Raw genomic sequence first — 22925 nt, 5'->3', positions numbered from 1 at the left:
ACAATGGCGACCATTAATCTGCCTGGACAAACGATAGGTATCTTAGGGGAAGGGAAACGCAGCGAACGTTTGCAAGTAGCGGCTCGCGAACGCGGTTACAAGGTAATCGTCTTCTCGGATCAAAAATCAGAAAATTTATTTGATTTTGCGAGTAAAGCCAATCTATTAATATTTGAATCCGACTGTGATGAAGCAGATGAACTTCAAGCGCTTCAACAGTATATTGAAATCCCACAATTAGCCGAAACGCTTTCGGTGACAAAAGACCGCTTGATTGAAAAAGTTTTTTTGGAATCATTAAATATAAATGCTGTTCCGTATGCTCTGATTACATCTATCGCTGATTTAAAAGCAGAAGTAGGTGGTATTGGTTATCCTTGTGTATTGAAACCAATCCGAGTGGAGAAAAATCAACTGAGTAATGTCATGCTCTACAGCGAAGAAGATTTTTCTAAAGCAGAGGCGCTGCTTCAAACGGGTAGTTGCATTTTGGACGCTTGGGTGCCATTTGATAGAGAGTTGACGATTTCATTTGTCAGTGGTAAGAATGGTCAACTTGTACCGTTACCAATTAGTGAAACCTTTTATCACCGCCAAGTTTTACAAGGTGCAGTGACACCCGCACGTATTCCGGAAGAAATGGCGGACGCCATTCAGGATATCGGACGCACTTTATCGGGTGCCATGAATCTGAGCGGTATTATTACGATTGAATTCTTAGTGACGGCTGTAGGTACCATTTATGCGAAAAAAATAATTACCAGCGTGCACCATATGCTTGATTACACATTGGATGCGACGAATATTAGCCAATATGAATTATTTATCCGCGCCGTTTGTGGCTTGCCGATTCCAGAAGTGAAAATGACGCAGCCCGTTACCTCGTATTTAGTGAACCAGGATGAGCAAGAACAATTGATGAGTCAGTTGTCTTTCCAGCCCGATTGGTATTTACGAGCAACAGATACCGGCTGGTTGGTTAATGCGATGGGCGATGATTGGTCTGCGCTCACGGTTTTATTGAGTCCGGAGTAACTTTACATTAAATTTACGCAGTTTTTACGCGTAATCAATATGGATAGGGTATATTAAATGTACCCAAACCCTTCAATGGTTTCCCACATTACCATTGCAAAATCCTCCTTGTCCTTTTTCAGGCAAGGGGGATTTTTTTGTACAAATAATTATCTAAGATTAGAAAGGGCGGCCTCTGTAAAGCTTTTTTGAAAAAAGTCTCAAGTAAAATTTCAATTTAGACTTTCTACTTGAGAGTATAGCAATGAATCCCCAGCTCTTCGTCAAGTCCAACGCTAGAAAAGGTTTCAACTTTCCTTATCACAACTTACTGTCGCGCTTCTTAAGAACCCTTTAAATACCTAATAAATTCATGGCGTTTCGTTGATGATGAGGCTGTAAAATGATAGACTAGAGCATGATGTTTATCAAGGAAACAAGGGAGGATGGCAGAAGTGCAAGAACATAAATTACTGAATGGTATGAATCCAAAACAAAAAGAAGCTGTTCTAGCGACTGAAGGGCCATTATTGATTATGGCTGGTGCTGGAAGTGGGAAGACACGCGTCCTCACACACCGCATGGCTTACTTATTACAAGAGAAACTTGTCAACCCCTGGAATATTTTAGCCATTACATTTACAAATAAAGCTGCTAAAGAAATGAAAGAACGGGTAACCCGCTTGGTCGGTACAGCCGGAAGTGATATGTGGGTTTCCACTTTTCACTCCATGTGTGTCCGTATCCTACGTCGTGAAGCCGAGCAAATAGGTTATTCACGGAACTTTACTATCTGTGACCAGAGTGAAACTGAGACATTAATGAAACGCATTGTAAAAGAAAAAAATCTAGATTCTAAAAAGTTTGAGCCCCGGGCAATTTTGGGTAAAATTTCAAATGCGAAAAACGAACTTTTAACACCAGAAGAGTATGCGAATATGACAGGTAATTATTTCGATAATATCGTGGCGGAATGTTATGGCGCGTATCAACGTCATTTGAAGAATGCGCAATCGATGGACTTTGATGACTTGATTATGCAGGCCGTGAAATTATTCGAAAAGTATCCGGAGACACTGGCTTACTATCAGAATAAATTTCACTACATCCACGTGGACGAGTATCAAGATACGAACTTCGCGCAATATAAATTAGTGCAACTACTGGCGGATAAATTCAATAATATTTGTGTCGTTGGAGATGCGGACCAAAGTATCTACGGTTGGCGTGGGGCTGATATGGCCAACATTATGAATTTCGAAAAAGATTATTCAAATGCCAAAGTGGTGTTGTTGGAACAAAATTACCGTTCCACAAAGACTATCTTAAAAGCGGCGAACGGGGTTATTCAAAATAACAACAATCGTAAGGATAAAAAATTATGGACCGATAATGTAGAAGGTGAAAAAATCACTTATTACCGGGCCCAATCGGAACATGATGAGGCGCGTTTTATTGTGAGTACGATGCAACAACAAGTGCAGGAGAAAGGTCGCAAGTATGGCGATTTTGCTATTTTGTACCGTACCAACGCACAGTCACGTGTGATTGAAGATACACTAGTTAAATCAAATATCCGCTATAAAATGGTCGGCGGACACAAGTTCTACGATCGGAAAGAAATTAAAGACGTCATGGCCTATTTACGCCTGATTTCCAATCCGGCCGATGATTTGAGTTTTAACCGTATTATTAATGTTCCGAAACGCGGGATAGGCGGTGTAAGTCTGCAGAAATTGTACGACTTTTCCAATATTTATGATTACTCCTATTTGGATGCGGCGAAGAACGTCAGTCTCTCACCATTGACTGGGAAAGCAGCCACAGAAACGGGTAAATTTGCGAAAATGCTGACTGATTTACAGCAAATGGCAGAATTTGTTTCCGTTACTGAAATTGTGGAGCAAATGTTAGAAAAAACGGGCTATATCACAAGCTTAGAACAAGAAAATACGTTGGAATCTGAAACACGTATCGCGAATATTAACGAATTTCTATCGGTAACGCAAGAATTCGACAAACTAACAGACGGTGAAAGTAACCTGACCGACTTCTTGACGGATCTGGCTTTGGTGTCTGATTTGGATCAAGTCGAGGAAGAACCACAATCAGAAGTGACCTTAATGACGTTACATGCGGCGAAAGGACTGGAGTTCCCTGTTGTTTTTGTAATCGGAATGGAAGAAGGGATTTTCCCATCTTTCCGTTCATTAATGGAAGAAGCAGAGATGGAAGAAGAACGTCGCTTGGCGTATGTCGGAATCACGCGTGCGGAACAAGAATTATTCATTACTAACGCATACAGTCGCCTTTTATACGGACGTACTCAGAATAACCCTCCTTCCCGCTTTATGCAGGAAATGGATGCGGATGTTTTGGAATATGCGAATAGCGCAAACCGTATGAGCCCGCCATCTGTCACAGCACAACCGGCATCAACATATCGTCAACGTTGGAAAACCAATCGTTATGAACACGCCGTTTCACAAACATATGAACCAGCGCAACCAACGCAATCTGTGTCGCAACAAGGAAATAGCGGTGCGGATAAACTAGGGTGGAATGTCGGCGACAAGGCTGTTCATAAAAAATGGGGAACCGGTATGGTCGTACAAATGACCGGTGAAGGTGATGGTCTGCAACTGGATATTGCGTTCAAAGATATCGGTATTAAACGTCTGTTAGCATCATTTGCACCGATTGAAAAAGAATAGAAAGGGTTAGAAAACATGTCTAAATTAACCTTGCTAGAATCCGAAGAACGTGCACGTATTCTTCGCGAACGCTTGAATACATACGGCCACGCATATTATGTCTTAGACGCACCAATGGTTTCTGACCAAGAATATGACAAGCTGTATCATGAACTCGTGGCGATTGAAACAGAGTATCCCGAACTCATTATTCAAGAATCTCCGACGCAACGCGTGGGAGGTCAAATACTGGCTGGCTTTGAAAAAGTAGCCCATGATGTTCCCATGCTCAGCTTGGGAAATGCCTTCAACAAAGAAGATTTAATTGCGTTTGATGAACGCATCCAAAAATTGACGGATAAGCCCTTTAACTACGTCTGCGAACTGAAAATCGATGGCTTGGCTGTCTCATTGAAATATGAAGCGGGTCGTTTCGTCCGCGGTGCCACGCGAGGGGATGGAACAATCGGAGAAGAGATTACCCAAAACCTCCGTACCGTTAAAGCCATCCCTTTGTCTCTGCGCGAACCGATTACGTTCGAAGTTCGGGGCGAATGTTATATGCCGAAAGATGCTTTTGCGAAGTTAAACGAAGACCGGGATGAAAAAGGGCAGGAAATATTTGCGAATCCACGTAATGCAGCGGCTGGGTCACTGCGTCAACTCGATTCCAAAGTGACCGCCGAGCGTCATCTAAGTGTGTTTCTATACGGTGCCGCCAACTTTGAGGCGCTTGCTGTGAATAGTCAATCCGAGCTGCTAAACAAAATTTCTGAGCTCGGTTTACGAACGAATCCCTTGCGTCTTGAAAGTGACGCAATCGAAGAAGTGTGGGCGTTTATTGAAGATATTCAAGAACGCCGCCATACTTTGCCTTATGAAATCGATGGTGTGGTTATCAAAGTCAATGATTTTGAAACCCAGGAGGAGATTGGTTATACCGTTCGCGCGCCGCGTTGGGCAATTGCGTATAAATTCCCAGCCGAAGAAAAAGAAACCATCTTGCGTGACATCGAATGGACTGTTGGCCGTACCGGTGTTGTTACACCAACAGCGGTGATGGACCCAGTATTTATTGCCGGATCGACGGTTCAGCGTGCGAGCCTGCATAATGTTGATTTGGTTCAAGAAAAAGACGTGCGTATTGGCGATACCGTCTTAATTCATAAAGCTGGGGATATTATCCCGGAAATTATTTCTGTAAACCTGGACAAACGACCGGAAACGAGCGAACCGTACCAAATTCCGACACATTGTCCAGACTGCGACAGTCAATTGGCCCATTTGGAAGAAGAAGTCGCCTTGCGCTGCTTGAATCCGCAATGTCCGGCCCAAATGAAGGAAGGCTTATCGCATTTTGTATCGCGTAATGCGATGAATATTTCCGGACTCGGTGTTCGGGTCGTCAGTCAGATGTATGAAAAAGGCTTAGTAAAAAACGTTGCAGGTCTCTATACATTGACCAAAGATGCCTTACTGCAATTGGATAAAATCAAAGACAAATCAGCTGAGAACATTTTAAATGCGATTGATGCCAGCCGTACGAATTCCTTGGAACGCCTTGTTTTTGGCTTAGGTATCCGTAACGTTGGTGCGAAAGCGGCTAAAATGTTGGCGGAAGAATTCGAAACAATCGACGCCTTAATGGCAGCGACGAAAGAAGAAATTGTCGCCATTGAAGGATTCGGCGAGATTATCGCTGACAGTGTGACGCAGTTCTTTGCATTACCGGAAGTAGCAGAATTAATCCAAGAGTTCCGCGAAAGTGGCGTTAATTTGTCCTATACAGGGCCTAAAAAAGCTGCTGTGACAAATACAGATTCCATTTGGCAAGGGAAAACAGTCGTTTTGACTGGTAAACTAACGACCTATACGCGTCAAGAAGCAACAGCCATGATTGAACGATTAGGTGGAAATGTAACCGGAAGTGTTTCTAAGAAAACCGACTGGCTGATAGCGGGAGAAGATGCAGGAAGTAAGCTTACCAAAGCGCAATCGCTAGATATACCAGTGTGGACGGAAGCAGAAATGGTGCGTCATTTAGAAAGTAGTGGAAGAGATGAAAATAAATAAAGTCAGCATTAAAACAGCAATCGTGTTAACGTGTGCAGGAATATTAGCTGCCTGTACGAATTTAGAAAGTACCGTTGAGCAACAGACACCTCAAACGAATAATAACGTTGTACCTGTAAAAACGACGTCCAACAAGCTTTCAAACGCGTATTATCGCGCATTGATTGTTGACGGTGTCTACCAAACAAGTCAAAATCGCGGAGTCAGTTTGGAATTGAATTCATCCGTTAACATGAAGGATTTTGAGACGGGGTTGCTGGATGTTTCTCGGAGTGTCTTTTCAACTGAGGAATATTATTTCCAAGAAGGTCAAATTATTTCAGAACAAACAGCTTCAAGTTGGTTAGGCAGACAGTCTGAAGAAAATCCGGATGGGTTGAATCCGGCCGGAAACGGCGCGACTGATGCCGAATCGCGTGCGCCTAACTATTTATCTCAAATTGTCGAGCAAGACTATATGATTCAAACCGATAAAGGCTTTGAAATTGGCGGTATTGCCATCGGGCTCGCGATGAATCAAATCGATTATTATACAACCAAAGATGACAAAGATCGGATTTATACCCATGAACAAAAACTTGATTTGGCGAAAGTAGAAGAGAACGCGAAACAGTACGGCAATAAAATCGTCGAACGCTTGCGCCAAACAGAGGGGTTGGGTTCTATTCCGATTGTCGTGGGTATCTTTGTTCAGTCACCACAAGATAGCTTGGCAGGGGGCGTCTATACGTTTGAAGGCTTGTCTACAGAAGGAAACAGTGTAGCCGAGTGGGTACCGCGTAATGAGAAAAAAGTATTATTCCCATCCGATATTGAATCAGAGGACGCGTCACATTTTGCCAATTTTAAGAACGAAATTCAAAGTTTCTTCCCGAACCTAAGTGGTGTAACGGGCGTCGGCTACTATAAAAATAGTCAGTTGCATAACTTGGAAATTGATATTATGACCCAGTTCTACGGCGAGACTGAAATTATTGCGTTTACGCAACACATAACAGACGCAGCGAGTCAGTATTTACCGCAGAATACCCAGATCGAAATTAAGGTGGAATCCATCGATGGGATTGAATCATTCGTGGCCCGTGATCAAGGCACGCAGAACTTTACTTACCATATATTTGACTAATCGGCTAAACAACGTGTCAGAATAGTTTTAAATATGCTAAAATTGATAGATGAGAAAACGGAAAGAAGGGGAAACAATGGGAATTAGTGAAGAATCAGTTCGTCACGTAGCAGGGCTGTCTAAACTTGAATTTAAAGATGAAGAAATTGCCCACTTTACTGAACAAATGGGAGCAATCCTGGATATGGTTGAACAGTTGAATAGTGTGGATACAACCGGTGTTCCTGTTACAACACACGGTGTGGTACTTAAAAACGTTATGCGTCCCGACGTAGCAGAGCCAGGAACAGATCGTGACTTACTATTTAAGAACGTCAAAACAGAAGATCACGGCATGATCCAAGTGCCGGCAATTTTAGATAACGAGGTGGAGGGCGCATGAGTAAATACACTGAAACATTGAAAAGCCTTCACGAAGGACTAGTAAACAAAGAATTTTCTTCTGTTGAACTAACCAAAGAAGCATTCAAACGTATTGAAGAAATCGATCCAAAAGTTGAGGCCTTCTTAGCATTAAACGAAGCAGAAGCTTTGAAGCAAGCAGAAGCGGCGGATGCACGCGGTTATGCGGACGGCAATGTCTTGAATGGTATTCCGATGGGGATTAAAGATAACATTGTCACAGATGGTCTGACGACAACAGCAGCAAGTCGTATGTTGGAAGATTTTGTTCCTATTTACGATGCAACAGTTGTTACAAAGTTGAAAGAAGCAGGAACAGTAAACGTTGGTAAACTAAACATGGACGAATTTGCCATGGGTGGATCGACGGAAACATCATACTTCAAGAAAACAAAGAATGCTTGGGACTTAAACAAAGTACCTGGTGGATCTTCCGGTGGATCGGCAGCAGCCGTTGCTTCTGGTCAAATTCTAGGTTCATTGGGAACAGATACAGGTGGTTCGATCCGTCAACCAGCAGCCTTTAATGGTATTGTGGGAATGAAGCCTACTTACGGTCGTGTTTCCCGTTACGGTTTGATTGCATTCTCCTCAAGTTTGGACCAAATCGGACCATTCACACGTACGGTTACAGATAACGCAATTCTGTTGGAAGCAATCAGTGGCCATGACAAACGTGATTCAACAAGTGCTAAAATCGAAGTTCCTAAATTTAGTGCCAACTTGAATGGTAATGTGGCAGGAATGAAAGTTGCTTTACCAAAAGAGTACTTCCAAGAAGGCGTGAGTGCTGAGATTCAAGATGCTGTTCGTAAAGCTGCTGCACAATTTGAAGAAATGGGTGCGATTATCGAAGAAGTAAGCTTACCAACTTTATCTTACGGTATTCCAGCTTACTATATCATCGCTTCATCAGAAGCTTCATCGAACTTACAACGTTTCGATGGCGTTCGTTATGGTTACCGTGCCGATGATGTTAAAACATTGGATGACTTATATGTGAAGAGCCGTTCAGAAGGCTTTGGTATGGAAGTAAAACGCCGTATCATGCTAGGAACATTCTCATTAAGCTCTGGTTACTATGATGCCTTCTTTAAGAAAGCAGGCCAAATTCGTACGCTTATTAAGCGTGACTTCGAGCGTATTTTCCAAGAATACGATTTTATCTTGGGACCAACCACAACAACAACGGCTTACGATTTAGGTACGAAGAGCGACAACCCAATTGAAATGTATATGTCTGACTTATTGACTGTTACAATTAACTTGGCAGGTGTTCCGGCGATTTCTGTACCAGGTGGCTTCTCAGAAGACGGCTTACCAATTGGTATTCAATTAATCGGAAACCACTTTGAAGAAGAAAAACTTTACCAAGCAGCATTTGCTTTCGAACAAGCAAATGACTACCATACGAAACACCCAAACTTGTAGGAGGCGACAGAGATGAACTATGAAACAGTTATTGGTCTTGAAGTTCACGTAGAATTGAAGACTGAATCAAAAATATTCTCCCCATCTCCAGCACACTTTGGGGCAGAACCAAACGCAAATACGAACGTAATTGACTGGGGTTACCCAGGTGTATTACCAGTTATGAACGAGAAAGCTGTTGAATTCGGAATGAAAGCTGCACTAGCTTTGAACTGTGAAATCAACCGTGAAACGCATTTTGACCGTAAAAACTATTTCTACCCAGATAATCCAAAGGCATACCAAATTTCACAATTGGATAAACCAATTGGCTACAATGGTTGGTTGGAAATTGAAGTAGAAGGCGTTAAGAAAAAAATCCGTATCGAACGCGTACATTTAGAAGAAGATGCAGGTAAAAACACGCACGGAACGGATGGTTATTCGTACGTTGACTTGAACCGTCAAGGAACGCCATTAATCGAAATCGTTTCAGAAGCCGATATGCGTTCTCCTGAAGAAGGCTATGCTTATTTAGAAGCAATCCGCGAAATTATCATGTATACAGGCGTTTCTGACGTAAAAATGGAAGAAGGTTCCATGCGTTGTGATGCGAACATTTCTGTTCGTCCTTACGGCCAAGAAGAATTCGGAACAAAAGCAGAATTGAAAAACTTGAACTCATTCAACTTCGTTCGCCGTGGTTTGGCTCATGAAGAAAAACGTCAAGCGCGTGTGTTAAATGCAGGTGGCGAAATTCAACAAGAAACACGTCGTATCGATGAGACAACCGGCGAAACAATTCTGATGCGTGTGAAGGAAGGGTCCAGTGACTACCGTTACTTCCCAGAACCAGATCTTCCGGAATTAGAAATTTCCGAAGAGTGGATTGAAAAAGTACGCGCGGAATTACCTGCTATGCCGAAAGTTCGCCGTCAAAAATATATTGCGGACTATGACTTACCAGAATACGATGCAATGGTCTTGACACTATCGAAAGAAATGTCTGATTTCTTCGAAGCAACGATTGCAGCAGGCGGTGATCCAAAACAAGCTTCCAACTGGTTGATGGGTGAAGTATCTGCTTATATGAACAGTGAAAAACTTGAATTAGCAGAAACAAAACTGACACCAGAGAACTTGGCTGGCATGATCCAATTAATTGAAGATGGTACAATCAGTTCGAAGATTGCGAAGAAAGTATTCCGTCTATTGGCAACAAAAGGTGGATCTGCTAAAGAAGTTGTTGAGAAAGAGGGCTTGATTCAGCTGTCTGATCCAAGTCAATTGTTACCAATTATCAACAGCATTTTGGATGCAAACCAACAATCAATTGATGACTTTAAAGCAGGGAAAGACCGTGCAAAAGGCTTCTTGGTTGGACAAATTATGAAACAAACAAAAGGCCAAGCGAACCCAGGTATGGTTAATAAACTATTAGCTGAAGAGTTAGGCAAGCGATAATAGCTGTAAGATGTGAGGCTGGGGACAAGTGATAAGCTCCCTTCAAAGTAGACACTGAAAAAAACAAACTACTTTGAAGGGGGTTTTTTTCTATGACTAGAAAACATACCGATCCAGAACTGTTACATTTAATTGATTTACACCTAAGGGGTGTTTCTTATCGAACGCTTGTTGATCAGCACCATCTCAAACTATCTGATACCACTTTTATGAATTATGTCCATCGGTACCAGGACCATGGCATGGAAGGGATCCGCTCCCAGAAGAATTACCGCAGTTACTCGAAAGAATTCAAGCAGAAAATTGTAGCTGAATACCTACAGACGGGTTACGGCTTTTCATACTTAGCCGCTAAATATAACATTCCATCTAAAACAACGGTAAACAAATGGGTAATTCGATATACTGAAGGAAAAGAGAATGAGACATATTCTCCGAAATCTGAGGTGTACAACATGACGGGTGTTAAAAAATCATATGAAGAAAAATTAAAAATCGTAGAAGATTACATAGCCAATCGCCTGACTTATCTGGAAGCAGCGGAGAAAAACCATGTAAGTTACAGTAACATTTATTCCTGGGTGAATAAATACAAAAAGCATGGACCGATAGGTCTGGAAGACAACCGGGGCCGCGGGAAGCCCACGGAAATTCAAACAACGGAAGAACGTTTAAACGCAGAAGTAGAGACACTCAAAGCCCGGAACAAATGGCTAGAAATGGAGAACGATGCGTTAAAAAAGCGCCGAAAAATCGCTGGGAATCACAAATCACAGGGGTTAGACAAGAAGTGGAATATTTAACTATTGAAGAATTAAAGCATAAATATCCCGTTATCCATCTTTGTGACATACTGGGTATCGCCAAATCCAGCTACTATAAGTGGTTAAAACGGGAACCCTCAGAAACAGAATTAAAACGCCTGAAACTGATGCGGGCGATCAAAGGAATCCACGAGGCATTCGGTGGGATTTACGGCTACCGAAGAATGACCATCTTTCTCAACTTTTTTAGAAGAGCGAAAGTGAATCATAAGTGTGTACACCGCCTCATGAGAATCATGGGGATCACAGCCGTCATCCGTCGCAAAAGAAGGAACTACGTGCCACACAAAGCCGCACATGTGGCTGAAAACATCTTAAACCGTGATTTCCACGCTGAAAGACCCATGGAAAAGTTATTGACGGATGTCACGGAATTCCGGTTGACCAATGGGACAAAACGTTACCTGAGCGCTATTTATGACCTCGGGTCAAAGAAAATCGTGGCTTATAAAACCAGTCACCGCAATGACAACCCGTTAGTACTGGATACACTAAAGCAGATTTTGGGTGATGTAAAGCCTGAAACCACACTGATTCATAGCGACCGCGGTTCCCAGTACACCTCCCATGCCTTTAACAAGATGATTAAAGATCACCAGATAATCCATAGTATGTCACGCGTCTCGAAATGTATTGACAACGGCCCTATGGAAGGCTTTTGGGGTACCCTCAAGGTGGAGATGTTTAACCTGGATACGTTTGACAGACCAGCGTACTTAGACCGGAAAATCAAGGCATACATCGCGTTCTTCAACAATGAACGCGTTACTTTGGATATGGGATTAGCGATTCCTACGGAAGAGAAGATTCTACAAATGATTGCATAAACGCTACAAAAAAAGACCACACATTTTTACATGCATGGTCTAAAATACTTTGTTTTTTTACCTGTCTACTTGACAGGGGGCAGTTCACAAGTTCCCCAGTCTCTTTCTATTTGTGTGCTCCCGTAGGTTACGTGCTCAAATGCGAACACAGAATGGTGTGAATAATGCCAATAATAGTAAAACCGAAAGAGATTGTGTTATAATAGCCAACGTATTTAATGAGAACGAAGAAAGTTGAAAGTAGGGCTGTCACTAATGAGAGCAAGAGTTATATATAATCCGTCTTCCGGACGCGAACAATTAAAAAAAGCCATGTTGGATATTTTGGAAATATTGGAAGATGCAGGCTATGAAGCAAGCGCATTTCCAACGAAACCAGAACCGAACTCTGCAGCAAATGAAGCAAGACGTGCTGCTATAGCAGGTTTTGATTTGATTGTAGCTGCTGGAGGAGACGGCACTGTAAATGACGTTATCAATGGGATTGCTGATCTGGAGAAGCGACCGAAAATCGGTATCATACCAGCCGGCACCACTAATGATTACGCACGTGCATTGAAGATACCGCGCAATAATTTAGTAGATGCTGCTAGAGTTATCGCTGCGAATCACATCATCCCAATGGATATTGGGCAGGCCAATGATCACTATTTTGTAAACATCGCGGCAGGCGGATACTTGACCGATTTAACGTACCAAGTTCCTGCAAAACTGAAAACGGCCTTCGGGTACCTGGCTTATTTAGTTAAAGGAGCGGAATTGTTGCCAAGCGTTCGCCCGATTCATATGCATATCGAATACGAAGGCGGTGTGTATGATGGCAAAGCATCGATGTTCTTTGTGGCAATGACCAATTCGACAGGTGGTTTCGAAATGTTAGATCCCAACATTCTGCTTGGGGACGGAAAATTTTCACTATTTGTTATTAAAACAGCGAATATTTTTGAAATTCTGCAAATTTTGTCGGCTGTTCTAAATGGTGGCAAGCACTTTGACCACCCACAAGTTCTGTATGCAAAAACTAGTTTTGTGAAAGTACGCTCCCACGATACGAATCGAATGATGTTGAATTTGGACGGGGAATATGGCGGTGACGCACCAGTTACGTTCATTAATCACCAACAACATATCAATATCATCGGCAACTACTTCGAGCCGATAGGTGAAATAGAAGCCAACGAACCGCGTGCAGCCTTCTTAGAAACAGTGAATCAATTAGAAGAAGACACAGTAGAATAATGTAGCAGAGGACCGGGATTTTCCCGGTCCTCTTTACGTTCTTATAAAAGGAACCTAAGAAGGAATAAACTCTCTCAGTCGCCTTTTATCCTCTGGAAAGTATTCTCAAAATGCGGAATTTCGTATAAAGCGTTTTTAATTTAAAAATAACCGCAAACTTAGAAACCGCTTCATTCAACGTCAATACTGTTTTGTGAAAAAAGTACTAGTAATTTAAAACGCCAATATAAAACAAAAACGAAAAATAGGAGACAATCCAGAGTATTGTTAAATTGATAAAATAGCGTTAAAGTGACTAAAAAATCAATTAATAGCCGAAAGTAAATAATTAAATGGCCGCAATATATAGTAAATAATAGCTTTTAACCGTAAAGGTTGACAAAAATCGCATTTTGAGTCAAATTAAAGATAAAAGAAAACAGAGTAGGTCATGGTTATGAAAACGGTTAAAGACTATAATAGAATCAGGTCATATGAAAGGGGCAAGCAACCTTGCAGGATTTTGTAGTTGCTACTAGACAGAAGGGAATTACTTATGAACTAGACTTCAATACGCATGATTCAAATGAATTACTGTTGTTGCATGGTGGCAATTGTCGCTTCCTCGTGGATAATCAATTTTATTATCTGCAACCAGGGAACTTATTGATGCTCGACGGTAATGTTGTTCATAAAGCGTATGTCTTTGGAGATCCCTTAGCATATGAACGCTCGTTACTGAAATTTAGAACAGATTGGATTCAACCGCTTCTTAAAGAATTACAGGTTGAAGAAGTTCTGACGCTCTTCGATGAGAGTAAAAAAGGAACACTTCGTCAGTTTTCCAAGAAAGGCGAGGCCACCGTTGAAGGTATGTTCCGAGATATTGAGGCCGTTTTTGGCGAATATACAGAAGGTGTGGTGCAAGAATATACACCTGTGGAAGAAGCAAAGATGAAACTCATGGTTGCTCAGTTACTTATCTATATGTATGAATCGAAGGAAACGCGTGTTAAGAAAGAAGATACGTTGCGAGATGACAAAACCAAAATGGTTGAGAAGATATCGAATTATCTTTTCTCAAATTTCGCTCGCTCTATTACAGTAGAAGATGTCGCGTACGAAGTCGGATTGACCAAATCGTATATGTCACATTTATTCAAAGATATCACTGGCAATACAGTGATGAATTATCTAATGAATTATCGACTTTCTCAAGCCCGTAACTTCTTAATTGAACGACCGGACGAATCAATTCGAGAAATATCAGCTGATTGTGGATTTAAGAGTGAAGCGCATTTCAGTCGCTTTTTCAAAAAAAATATTGGAATAACACCGAGTGAATATCGGAAAAATAATATAGAACAAGGAGAAATGTAAAATGGTAGAGAAGGTTAAATTAGGAATTATCGGTTATGGTGCAGAAGGTGGCATGTATGCTAACTTTTTCAAAACAAAAGATGAGCGTGTAAAATCAGACTTAGTTGAATTGGTTGCAATTTGTGATAATGACCCAGCTAAAAAAGATAAAGTAGCGGAAGACTTCCCAGGCATGCCTTTCTTTGATAACTACTTGGACTTGTTGGAGTCCGGTTTAGTTAACGCAATTGTTACAACTGTTCCTCACTACGAACACGTTGGCATGGGTATCGACGCACTTGAGCGCGGCATCCACTTACTAGGTGAAAAACCAGCAGGCGTTTATACAAAAGAAGTTTTGCGCTTAATCGAAACAGCTGAACAAAATCCTGAAACGACATTTGCAATCTTCTTCAACCAACGTACAAACCCATTGTACCGTCGTGTTAAAGAATTGATGGAAGCTGGAGCAATTGGCGAATTGCAACGTGCAACCTGGTTCATTACAACTTGGTGGAGACCGCAAGGATACTACAACCAAAGTAACTGGCGTGCAACATGGGGCGGCGAAGGTGGCGGGGTTCTCGTTAACCAAGCACCTCACCAATTGGACTTGCTACAATGGATTTGTGGAAAGCCAGAAAAAGTATTTGCTAAAATGACATACGGTGCAGGACGTGACATTGTTGTTGAGAACGAAGTAAACGCGTTATTGGACTTTGGTAATGGCGCTACAGGTTCATTCATCACATGTACTAACGACCTAACGGGTACAGACCGTCTTGAAATCTTTGGTACAAAAGGTAAGATTATTGTAGAAGATTCTAAGAAAATGACATTAACTCAACTTAAGAAGCCTGAAGCTGAATTGTCAGAAAACATGGCTATGGAAGATGTTATGAAGTTATTCATGGGTCAATTGGATGCAGATGAAATGTATACAGTGACTACAGAAGAATTTACACAAGCATTTGGTGATCAACATATCGAAGTAATTAATAACTTTGCGAGTCACATCGTAAAAGGGACAGACTTACTAGCACCTGGTGCAGAAGGTATTAACGGCGTACGCTTGGCAAATGCCATGCACTTATCAGATTGGTTAGGCCAAGAAGTAGCGTACGACCACGATTCAGATCAATACTTAGAACTATTGAACGAGCGTATTAAAGAAGAAGGTAAATTCGATACAAAAGCTTAATTTGGAGGGAATAGAAATTATGGCAAAAATTGGTGTTCAAGGCTCAACGGTTAAACAACAGTTTCAAGAGCTTGGTGTCTATGAAACAATGAAGCGTTTATCAGAGATTGGTTACAAATCAGTCGAAATTTCACAAGTAGAAACAAGTCCTGAAAACATCGCTGCAATCAAAAAAGCGTGCGAAGATTTCGGTATGGAAGTAGCTGCTATGAGTGCTTCTCTAGAGCCGCAAGTTGAAGGTGGCGAATCGCTGACAACACACTATGACAAAATCGTAGCAGATTGTAAAGCAGTTAATGCTGACTTACTTCGTATCGGTATGCTGCCAATCTCAGCAATGGCAAGTCTTGATTTAGTATTGGAGTTCTGTGAAAAAGTCAATGAAGTGACTCAAAAGCTAAAAGGAGATGGTATTACTTTGTACTACCATAACCACCATGTGGAATTCCGCAAATATGATGGTAAATTCTTATTAGATATCATTCGCGAAAAAGCACCTTTACTAGGTTTCGAATTGGACGTTCACTGGATTCAACGTGGTGGAGCAGATCCATTAGAAGTAATCCGTGACTACAAAGGAAAAGTTGAATTAATTCACTTGAAAGACTACCGCATTGGCGAATTACCTAAAGAAGCATTCGATGCTTTGTATAAAGGTGAAGTAGACTCGTTCATGAACAGCTTCGTTAACTTGATTGAATTCGCAGAATTAGGAACAGGTTCGTTACCGTTGAAAGAGATTATCGAAGAATCACTTTCATCAGGTGTGCGTTACTTGCTCGTTGAACAAGACGACACTTACGGAGTTGATCCATTTGAAAGCTTGAAAGTTTCATACGATCACTTAGTAGAATTAGGTTATACTGAATTATTCTAGCAACTACAAACCCCTTGGAGAGCCCCCTCTCCAAGGGGTTTTTTAGTACAAATAAAAAACGCTGACTCAGACCGTAATATTGTTTTGAGTCAGCGTTTTTGGGTAAAAGTGACGACTCGGACCGTAATATCATTTTGAGTCAGCGATTTTGGGTGAAAGTGACGACTCAGACCGTAATATCGTTTTGAGTCAGCGATTTTGGGTGAAAGTGATGACTCAAACCGTAATATCGTTTTGAGTCAGCGTTTTTGGGTAAAAGTGACGACTCAGACCGTAATATCGTTTTGAGTCAGCGTTTTTGGGTGAAAGTGACGACTCAAACCGTAATATCGTTTTGAGTCAGCGATTTTGGGTGAAAGTGATGACTCAAACCGTAATATTGTTTTGAGTCAGCGTTTTTGGGTGAAAGTGACGACTCAGACCGTAATATTGTTTTGAGTCAGCGTTTTCTCAGCTAAAGTGCTAACTCAAACGGCATTTTGGATTTTAGTTTTGAGTTAGCACTTTCTTATTTTTATCGTAATTTCAAACTATTGGTGGTAGAATAGCAAAGATTAGAAAGAGGATGGCGGTGTAGAAAATGGATGCAAAACAAAAAATGATGGAATTAATTAAAAACAAAAAATCTGAAGCTAGAGCAAAGCATAATACAAATGCTGTAGCGAAAAATGACGGTAGATTTATGCGTAAAGGACCTGTATTGCACAAATAATTAAGTCGCGGATTGTGACGTATGGATAACGGCAGATAGGTGTTGTTTTCCATCGACTTACTAAAAATCAACAAATGTGGTATAATGTGTTTATAAGTGTAGGAAATGAGAGGCGGAGCAGTCCGCCTCTTGTTCTGGCTTGAAGTCTATAAGGAGGAATACCATTGTACCAAGTAAAAGATTATGTTGTTTATGGTAATGAAGGCGTATGTCAGGTAGAGGCAATTGAGATGATGGATTTTACGAAGTCTGGAAAAGAGAGGCCCTATTATGTACTTCAGCCAGTCAATCGGAACGGTAAGGTTTATACGCCAGTTGATACGAAAGTTTTCATACGGCCTGTGATTTCGAGGGAAACAGCAGAAGATCTAATCAAACAAATTCCTTCTATTAAGGCTGAAACGGGTGGCCCGACGAACGCTGCTATCTTAAAAAATAAATATACCGAAACCCTTCAAGAAAATAATTGTGAAGATTTAATCCAATTAATCAAATCCATCTATCACAAAGGCTCAGTTGCTGAAGAGAAAAATAAGAAAATGGGTCAAACCGATAAGTTTTTCCTTCGTAAAGCAGAAGACTTGTTATACGGTGAGTTTGCAGTCGTATTCAATATGTCTCAAGGAAAAGTAAGAGAATATGTTGAAGGTAAAGTGGACGAAATAACAGCGAATAGTTAATAACAGCGAACCTGGGCCCAGCTCCAGGTTTATTTTTTTGTCTGTGACACAACTATTTATTAAGAGGTAGATAATTTGTTATACTGTATGTATTAATGAAGTATAAAAGAAGGATGTTATGCTATGAATAAGTTTTTACCGTGGATTCAAAATATTATGCGCCAAACAAATGGCTTCGACGATTTATCAAAGTTCCTCCTAAAAACAGGTGCAGTCATTGGATTAGCTGGATTTTTATTAAGTAGCCCAATCATTACCTGGATTGGTTTTATTATCATTGTCTTAATGTACGCACGTACCTTTATGAAAGATAAACAGAAATTCTATCAACAGAATAGAAAGTATCATGCATTCCGTAATCGCATTATCAATTATTTCAACGGTCAAAAGAACTTGGTAGACCAAAAACAAAAGCAGTTTAACCAACGAAAAACATACCGTTTCTATACGTGTCCCAACTGCAAACAAAAAGTGCGGGTTCCGAAAGGAAAAGGTAAAATCGCGATTACGTGTCCATCTTGCTCAGAAAGGTTTGTGAAAAAAACGTGAAATTTCTGAAAAGAATGCTTATACCGCTTCTCTTTCTTTTCCTGACGGCCTGTACAAGCGTAGACTATCTAGAAAATGAGATTACGGAAATGGAATCTGTTACCTCTGGTGAATGGTACAGTTCCAAGGAGGAAGTAGCAGAATATATTTATTTATATGAAGAATTACCACCGAATTACCTAACCAAGAACGAAGCACGTGAATTGGGTTGGGATAATGCAAAAGGCAATCTCTGGGAAGTTGCAGAGGGGATGTCTATCGGTGGCGATTATTTCGGTAATCGTGAGGGATTGTTGCCGGAAGAGGCGGGACGCGATTACTACGAAGCGGACATTAATTACGAAGGTGGCTATCGGAATGCAGAGCGGATTGTCTTTTCTAATGATGGTCTGATTTACTATACCGCTGATCATTACGAATCTTTCGAACAGTTATACGGGGAGGAATAAGGATGCAAAATATTCTTTTAGATGGGCGGACCTTTGTCGATAAAGCCACAACGCACACCTTATTAAAAGATAAATTAGACCTTCCGGAACATTACGGAAGAAACTTGGATGCCTTATGGGACTGCTTGACCACAGATTTTACCGAGAAAATAATTACGGTACAACACCCCCAAGCAATCGAAGAAAATTTGGGACGATATGGCAAATCACTTTTACAATTGTTTGATGAAGTGAAAGAATATAATGATGCGCTGACAATTGTCTATGCGTATGAAATGAAAGAGAAAGAAGCAGAATCTTAGGACTCTGCTTCTTTTTTTGTATGTAAAATGGCTTTCGTATCACGGTTGTCAGTGATTTCTCGCGCGCGTTTCTCAGCTTCTTTCTTTGTGGGGAAAGTATCTGAGGCACGGGTTGCACCTTCTGTTTTCACTTCCCAATGTTCTTTGTCAGGGATGTAGCGGACATGAACGTCTTGCTCAAGATAAATGGCACCTTTATCATCCGTGTTTTTCACGTGATCGGATAAATCTTTACTTCGAAGCGACTTTTTGTCGGACTCAGTAGCAGTTTCCGCCCATTTTTTTGCTTGAGCCGTTGCAATAGGGATAGCGTCTGCGTCTTTATACCCGTCGGCGAGCATGGCGTTGGCAATATCAATGGCCTTTCTACGCGTATCAGCAGTAAGATTTTTCCAACTGTTCGGATAATCATTTTCAGTCCAAGGTATCTTCATCCACTCCTTTTCTTCATTGTATAAGAAACGACAGCCAGACACCATTTTTTTGCAAGAAGCAATGGACTTTTAAATAGTTTCTTGCTATATTAATAGGGATACAGAGCAGTTTGTTTAATTTATTCAAGTACGAAGTGTGAGACATTTTTAGAGGACAACGAACCGACGTCTCTCTTTTGCAGGGGCAAAGGGAGATGTTTTTTTAATGAAAAGGAAAAGGGAGCATAATAATGGATTTAAAAAAATTGGTAGCAAACGAAATACACCGTCATGTTGCAGAGCATTTGAGCGAAGAACAAGTATATGGCTTGTTGGAAAAACCGAAGCACGCAGAACATGGGGATATTGCCTTCCCAGCGTTTTCTTTAGCAAAAACTTTCCGTAAAGCACCACAAATGATTGCTCAAGATTTGGCAGAGAAGATTGACAGCCCAGCTATTTCTAAGACAGAACCAGTTGGACCGTACTTAAACTTCTTCTTAAATAAAGAAGTAATCAGTGCTGAAATTCTGAAAGAAGTTGTAACGCAAAAAGATGATTACGGCCAATCAGATTACGGAAAAGGCCAAACCGTTCCAATTGATATGTCTTCACCTAACATCGCAAAACCAATGTCAATGGGACACTTACGTTCAACAGTAATTGGGAATGCATTGGCAAACATCGTTGAAAAAGTAGGTTACAAACCTGTCAAAATCAACCACTTGGGTGACTGGGGTACGCAATTCGGTAAACTAATCGTTGCCTATAAAAAATGGGGAGACGTTGAAAAAGTTGAGCAAAATCCAATTGCGGAACTATTGAAACTTTACGTACAATTCCACGAAGTAGCAGAAGAGCAACCTGAATTGGAAGATGAAGCACGTGCGTGGTTCAAGAAACTGGAAGATGGCGATCAAGAAGCAACAGAGCTATGGACACGTTTCCGTTCTGAGTCCTTGAAAGAATTCATGACTGTATACGACATGCTTGATATTCAATTCGATTCATTCAACGGAGAAGCATTCTACAACGATAAAATGGATGAAGTCATTGCATTGTTGGAAGAAAAAGGTGTGTTGACACAAGATCGCGGTGCAACAATCGTTGATTTGGAAAAATACAACTTAAATCCGGCTTTGATTAAAAAATCTGACGGCGCAACTTTATATATTACGCGTGACCTAGCAGCTGCTATCTACCGTAAGCGTACGTATGACTTCGCATTGTCGCTCTACGCAGTAGGAAATGAACAATCGAACCACTTCAAACAATTAAAAGCAGTTCTAAAAGAAATGGGCTATGATTGGGCAGATGACATGCACCACATTCCATTTGGTTTGATTACACAAGGTGGTAAGAAACTTTCAACACGTAAAGGAAAAGTGATTTTGCTGGAAGAAGTTCTAAACGAAGCAACATCCCTTGCTCTGGAACAAATTAATCTTAAAAACCCAACATTGGAAAATAAAGAAGATGTGGCAAAACAAGTCGGCGTCGGCGCTGTTGTTTTCCACGACTTGAGAAACGACCGTTTGAATAACTTCGACTTTGTACTAGAAGAAGTTGTCCAATTCGAAGGCGAAACAGGACCATATGTTCAATATACAAACGCACGTGCTTTGAGTATTTTACGTAAAGCAGGAGTGGAATTGGACTTGGCTGCACCGCTTCATTTAGCTGATGATTATGCATGGGGTGTGTTGAAGTTGATTAACAGCTTCCCAGATATCATTATGTCTTCATTTGAGAAATTCGAACCATCTGTGATTGCAAAATATTCACTGCAATTGTCACAAGCATTCAACCGTTACTATGCAAATACAAAAGTATTGGTTGAGGACGAAGAACGTAACGCGCGTCTTGTTCTTGTTAAAGCGACAAGTGTTATTTTGCAAGAAAGCTTACGCCTATTAGGTGTTAAAGCGCCTGAGAGAATGTAATAGTCAAAGATAGAGATAGACTGCTTTCTGAAGTAGTCTATTTCTTTCATTTGAAAGGAGGCAGACAATGGGGAGAACGAGTAAAAGAAAGCGAAAAAAGAGACAATCACGTTTTATTCGCAATACGATTTTGAGTTTGGCAGCCATCAGTGCGTATTCGCTTTACAATCATTCAGAGTTGGTAGGCTTTGTAAATAAAACCACTGTTGTTGAAAAAGCCACAGAGATTGTGCCGCTCGTGCCTGAGATTATCGTGCCAAAAGCAGAGGCAAGTCGGATTGACTTTACGAAGGTAAAGAGTCCCAATGTGATTCTGATTGATTATCAAACGGGCGAAACAGTGGCGGAAAAAGGGAGTACAGAACGTATCTTTCCGGCTTCTCTGACAAAGATTATGACGGTTTTGGTTGCGTTGGATCATGTCGTCGATTTCAATCAAAAAGTGAAAATGGAAGAAGCGTATTTTGAAGGGCTCTACGAAGCCAGAGCTTCGATTACCGGTTTCGTGGAAGACGAAGTGACGACTGTTGGGGAACTTCTGTATGGTGCTATTTTGCCATCTGGTGCAGATGCTTGCTTAGCGTTGGCCTACCTGATTGCCGGATCGGAAGCGGAGTTTGTGACCTTGATGAATGAAAAAGCCGCAGAGTTGGGCTTGTCACATACACACTATACGAATGCAACGGGTTTGCATGACGTGAAAAATGTTTCCAGTGTGGCAGACATTGCCACGTTGACGTATCGAGCTTTACAAAATCCTGTGTTCTACGAAATATTCACGACTTTGCAACATGAAGTAGCGCCTACGAATATCAATGAAGAGGGCTTCTTAATGAACAGCACGGTTTTCAACTCGCTACTTAAATACCCAGAGCTGATTGGTACAGTAATTGGTGGGAAGACAGGCTTCACGGAACAAGCTGGGCTTTGTCTGGCCTCTATCGGCCAAGTCGACGGGAAGAAATATCTGCTCATTACAGCGGGGGCGGAAGCAATTCCGGACTTTCCGATTGATCAGGACCGTCACATCGAAGAGCCGATTCACATTCAAGATGCGGAGAATATTTATCGCCAGTTAATGGAGGAGACGAACCATGTATCTGACCATTGAGCAAACAGCAGAGTACTTAAACTTACCGGTTAATGAGATTATCCGTCTGATTCGCGAGCAACAAATTCGGACGTTAGTGGTGGATGACGAAGTATTAATTTATCAAGAGCAGTTCAATCTTTTTCTTAGAGAAATGGAAAAGAAAAAACGGGAACGTGATGAATATTACCAAACGCCGATTCCTGAAGACCCAGACGTGAAGGATGAAGACTAAAGGGTGAAAAATATCCGGCTCAGCATCTCAGTGGATGCGAGGCCGGATATTATTTCGAGCTCAG

General features: G+C 41.2%; 22 protein-coding genes. 21 read left to right on the top strand and 1 reads right to left on the bottom strand.

From position 1 onward, the window contains the following. Positions 1-3 precede the first annotated feature (3 nt). From G7058_RS04665 to G7058_RS04585, 18 genes are all read left to right on the top strand, one after another. Positions 4-1035 carry an ATP-grasp domain-containing protein gene (locus tag G7058_RS04665; RefSeq protein ID WP_166062466.1) on the top strand — a complete coding sequence of 344 codons (1032 nt, stop codon included), beginning with the start codon at positions 4-6 and terminating at the stop codon, positions 1033-1035. Between the two features lie 425 nt (positions 1036-1460). Next, positions 1461-3728 (top strand): DNA helicase PcrA, encoded by a 2268-nt coding sequence (gene pcrA, locus G7058_RS04660; protein ID WP_166062465.1) that lies wholly within the window; start codon positions 1461-1463, stop codon positions 3726-3728. 15 nt (positions 3729-3743) lie between these two features. Beyond that, positions 3744-5780: an NAD-dependent DNA ligase LigA gene (gene ligA, locus G7058_RS04655; protein ID WP_166062464.1), complete on the top strand. Its 2037-nt coding sequence runs from the start codon at positions 3744-3746 to the stop codon at positions 5778-5780. Then, a complete protein-coding gene (locus G7058_RS04650) occupies positions 5767-6906 on the top strand; it encodes a CamS family sex pheromone protein (RefSeq protein WP_227004498.1) in 1140 nt (379 codons plus the stop codon). Before ligA ends, G7058_RS04650 begins: the two co-directional genes overlap by 14 nt. A 76-nt stretch (positions 6907-6982) precedes the next feature. After that, positions 6983-7288 carry an Asp-tRNA(Asn)/Glu-tRNA(Gln) amidotransferase subunit GatC gene (gene gatC, locus G7058_RS04645; protein ID WP_166062463.1) on the top strand — a complete coding sequence of 102 codons (306 nt, stop codon included), beginning with the start codon at positions 6983-6985 and terminating at the stop codon, positions 7286-7288. Next, positions 7285-8739, top strand: a complete 1455-nt coding sequence (gatA, locus tag G7058_RS04640) for an Asp-tRNA(Asn)/Glu-tRNA(Gln) amidotransferase subunit GatA (RefSeq protein WP_166062462.1) — start codon at positions 7285-7287, stop codon at positions 8737-8739. The genes gatC and gatA overlap by 4 nt, the downstream gene beginning before the upstream one ends. 12 nt (positions 8740-8751) lie before the next feature. Beyond that, positions 8752-10182, top strand: coding sequence for an Asp-tRNA(Asn)/Glu-tRNA(Gln) amidotransferase subunit GatB (gene gatB, locus G7058_RS04635; protein WP_166062461.1), 1431 nt, complete (start codon positions 8752-8754; stop codon positions 10180-10182). A gap of 92 nt (positions 10183-10274) precedes the next feature. Further along, positions 10275-10985, top strand: coding sequence for a helix-turn-helix domain-containing protein (locus tag G7058_RS04630; RefSeq protein ID WP_166062311.1), 711 nt, complete (start codon positions 10275-10277; stop codon positions 10983-10985). Beyond that, complete coding sequence (locus tag G7058_RS04625) at positions 10892-11833, top strand: IS3 family transposase (protein WP_227004395.1); 942 nt, start codon at positions 10892-10894, stop codon at positions 11831-11833. The genes G7058_RS04630 and G7058_RS04625 overlap by 94 nt, the downstream gene beginning before the upstream one ends. A gap of 255 nt (positions 11834-12088) precedes the next feature. Next, the gene (locus tag G7058_RS04620; protein WP_166062459.1) at positions 12089-13072 is read left to right on the top strand and encodes a diacylglycerol kinase family lipid kinase; all 984 of its coding nucleotides are present in this window, start codon (positions 12089-12091) and stop codon (positions 13070-13072) included. Positions 13073-13564: 492 nt separating this feature from the next. Next, positions 13565-14431 carry a helix-turn-helix domain-containing protein gene (locus G7058_RS04615; RefSeq protein ID WP_166062458.1) on the top strand — a complete coding sequence of 289 codons (867 nt, stop codon included), beginning with the start codon at positions 13565-13567 and terminating at the stop codon, positions 14429-14431. A 1-nt stretch (position 14432) separates the two neighbouring features. Then, entirely contained in the window at positions 14433-15611 is a 1179-nt protein-coding gene (locus G7058_RS04610) for a Gfo/Idh/MocA family protein (RefSeq protein ID WP_166062457.1), read from the top strand. Positions 15612-15630: 19 nt separating this feature from the next. Further along, the gene (locus G7058_RS04605) at positions 15631-16488 is read left to right on the top strand and encodes a sugar phosphate isomerase/epimerase family protein (RefSeq protein WP_166062455.1); all 858 of its coding nucleotides are present in this window, start codon (positions 15631-15633) and stop codon (positions 16486-16488) included. A 580-nt stretch (positions 16489-17068) separates the two neighbouring features. Further along, the gene (locus G7058_RS11965) at positions 17069-17200 is read left to right on the top strand and encodes a hypothetical protein (protein ID WP_264372323.1); all 132 of its coding nucleotides are present in this window, start codon (positions 17069-17071) and stop codon (positions 17198-17200) included. Positions 17201-17364: 164 nt separating this feature from the next. After that, positions 17365-17880 (top strand): CarD family transcriptional regulator, encoded by a 516-nt coding sequence (locus G7058_RS04600; protein ID WP_166062454.1) that lies wholly within the window; start codon positions 17365-17367, stop codon positions 17878-17880. A 123-nt stretch (positions 17881-18003) separates the two neighbouring features. Further along, entirely contained in the window at positions 18004-18429 is a 426-nt protein-coding gene (locus tag G7058_RS04595; protein WP_166062453.1) for an RING finger protein, read from the top strand. 89 nt (positions 18430-18518) lie between these two features. Then, positions 18519-18878: a ribonuclease domain-containing protein gene (locus G7058_RS04590; protein ID WP_227004497.1), complete on the top strand. Its 360-nt coding sequence runs from the start codon at positions 18519-18521 to the stop codon at positions 18876-18878. A gap of 2 nt (positions 18879-18880) precedes the next feature. Next, the gene (locus G7058_RS04585) at positions 18881-19180 is read left to right on the top strand and encodes a barstar family protein (protein WP_166062452.1); all 300 of its coding nucleotides are present in this window, start codon (positions 18881-18883) and stop codon (positions 19178-19180) included. On the opposite strand, the gene G7058_RS04580 is transcribed toward G7058_RS04585, so the two are convergent. Further along, positions 19177-19614: a DUF2188 domain-containing protein gene (locus G7058_RS04580; RefSeq protein WP_227004496.1), complete on the bottom strand. Its 438-nt coding sequence runs from the start codon at positions 19612-19614 to the stop codon at positions 19177-19179. The two genes, G7058_RS04585 and G7058_RS04580, sit on opposite strands and share 4 nt — an antisense overlap. 230 nt (positions 19615-19844) lie before the next feature. Between G7058_RS04580 and argS the strand changes: the two genes are divergently transcribed. The 3 genes from argS to G7058_RS04565 all read left to right on the top strand — a co-directional run bounded on the left by argS (position 19845) and on the right by G7058_RS04565 (position 22861). After that, a complete protein-coding gene (gene argS / locus G7058_RS04575) occupies positions 19845-21536 on the top strand; it encodes an arginine--tRNA ligase (RefSeq protein WP_166062451.1) in 1692 nt (563 codons plus the stop codon). Between the two features lie 67 nt (positions 21537-21603). Further along, a complete protein-coding gene (locus G7058_RS04570; protein WP_166062450.1) occupies positions 21604-22647 on the top strand; it encodes a D-alanyl-D-alanine carboxypeptidase family protein in 1044 nt (347 codons plus the stop codon). Continuing rightward, positions 22631-22861, top strand: coding sequence for a helix-turn-helix domain-containing protein (locus tag G7058_RS04565; RefSeq protein WP_166062449.1), 231 nt, complete (start codon positions 22631-22633; stop codon positions 22859-22861). The genes G7058_RS04570 and G7058_RS04565 overlap by 17 nt, the downstream gene beginning before the upstream one ends. Positions 22862-22925: the final 64 nt, after the last annotated feature.

The organism is Jeotgalibaca porci, from assembly GCF_011299095.1.
In the GTDB taxonomy this organism is placed as follows: domain Bacteria; phylum Bacillota; class Bacilli; order Lactobacillales; family Aerococcaceae; genus Jeotgalibaca; species Jeotgalibaca porci.
Note: the sequence above shows the minus strand (reverse complement) of the source record. Positions and strands in the feature narration are given on the sequence as shown.

Coding starts and splice junctions, on each gene's coding strand:
- G7058_RS04605 (WP_166062455.1), top strand. CDS start 15,631: ATGGCAAAAATTGGTGTTCAAGGCTCAACGGTTAAACAACAGTTTCAA.
- gatB (WP_166062461.1), top strand. CDS start 8,752: ATGAACTATGAAACAGTTATTGGTCTTGAAGTTCACGTAGAATTGAAG.
- G7058_RS04620 (WP_166062459.1), top strand. CDS start 12,089: ATGAGAGCAAGAGTTATATATAATCCGTCTTCCGGACGCGAACAATTA.
- G7058_RS04595 (WP_166062453.1), top strand. CDS start 18,004: ATGAATAAGTTTTTACCGTGGATTCAAAATATTATGCGCCAAACAAAT.
- G7058_RS04665 (WP_166062466.1), top strand. CDS start 4: ATGGCGACCATTAATCTGCCTGGACAAACGATAGGTATCTTAGGGGAA.
- gatA (WP_166062462.1), top strand. CDS start 7,285: ATGAGTAAATACACTGAAACATTGAAAAGCCTTCACGAAGGACTAGTA.
- gatC (WP_166062463.1), top strand. CDS start 6,983: ATGGGAATTAGTGAAGAATCAGTTCGTCACGTAGCAGGGCTGTCTAAA.
- G7058_RS04580 (WP_227004496.1), bottom strand. CDS start 19,614: ATGAAGATACCTTGGACTGAAAATGATTATCCGAACAGTTGGAAAAAT.
- G7058_RS04650 (WP_227004498.1), top strand. CDS start 5,767: ATGAAAATAAATAAAGTCAGCATTAAAACAGCAATCGTGTTAACGTGT.
- G7058_RS04610 (WP_166062457.1), top strand. CDS start 14,433: ATGGTAGAGAAGGTTAAATTAGGAATTATCGGTTATGGTGCAGAAGGT.
- G7058_RS04570 (WP_166062450.1), top strand. CDS start 21,604: ATGGGGAGAACGAGTAAAAGAAAGCGAAAAAAGAGACAATCACGTTTT.
- G7058_RS04630 (WP_166062311.1), top strand. CDS start 10,275: ATGACTAGAAAACATACCGATCCAGAACTGTTACATTTAATTGATTTA.
- argS (WP_166062451.1), top strand. CDS start 19,845: ATGGATTTAAAAAAATTGGTAGCAAACGAAATACACCGTCATGTTGCA.
- G7058_RS04585 (WP_166062452.1), top strand. CDS start 18,881: ATGCAAAATATTCTTTTAGATGGGCGGACCTTTGTCGATAAAGCCACA.
- G7058_RS04590 (WP_227004497.1), top strand. CDS start 18,519: ATGGAATCTGTTACCTCTGGTGAATGGTACAGTTCCAAGGAGGAAGTA.
- G7058_RS11965 (WP_264372323.1), top strand. CDS start 17,069: ATGGATGCAAAACAAAAAATGATGGAATTAATTAAAAACAAAAAATCT.
- G7058_RS04625 (WP_227004395.1), top strand. CDS start 10,892: ATGGCTAGAAATGGAGAACGATGCGTTAAAAAAGCGCCGAAAAATCGC.
- G7058_RS04565 (WP_166062449.1), top strand. CDS start 22,631: ATGTATCTGACCATTGAGCAAACAGCAGAGTACTTAAACTTACCGGTT.
- pcrA (WP_166062465.1), top strand. CDS start 1,461: ATGGCAGAAGTGCAAGAACATAAATTACTGAATGGTATGAATCCAAAA.
- ligA (WP_166062464.1), top strand. CDS start 3,744: ATGTCTAAATTAACCTTGCTAGAATCCGAAGAACGTGCACGTATTCTT.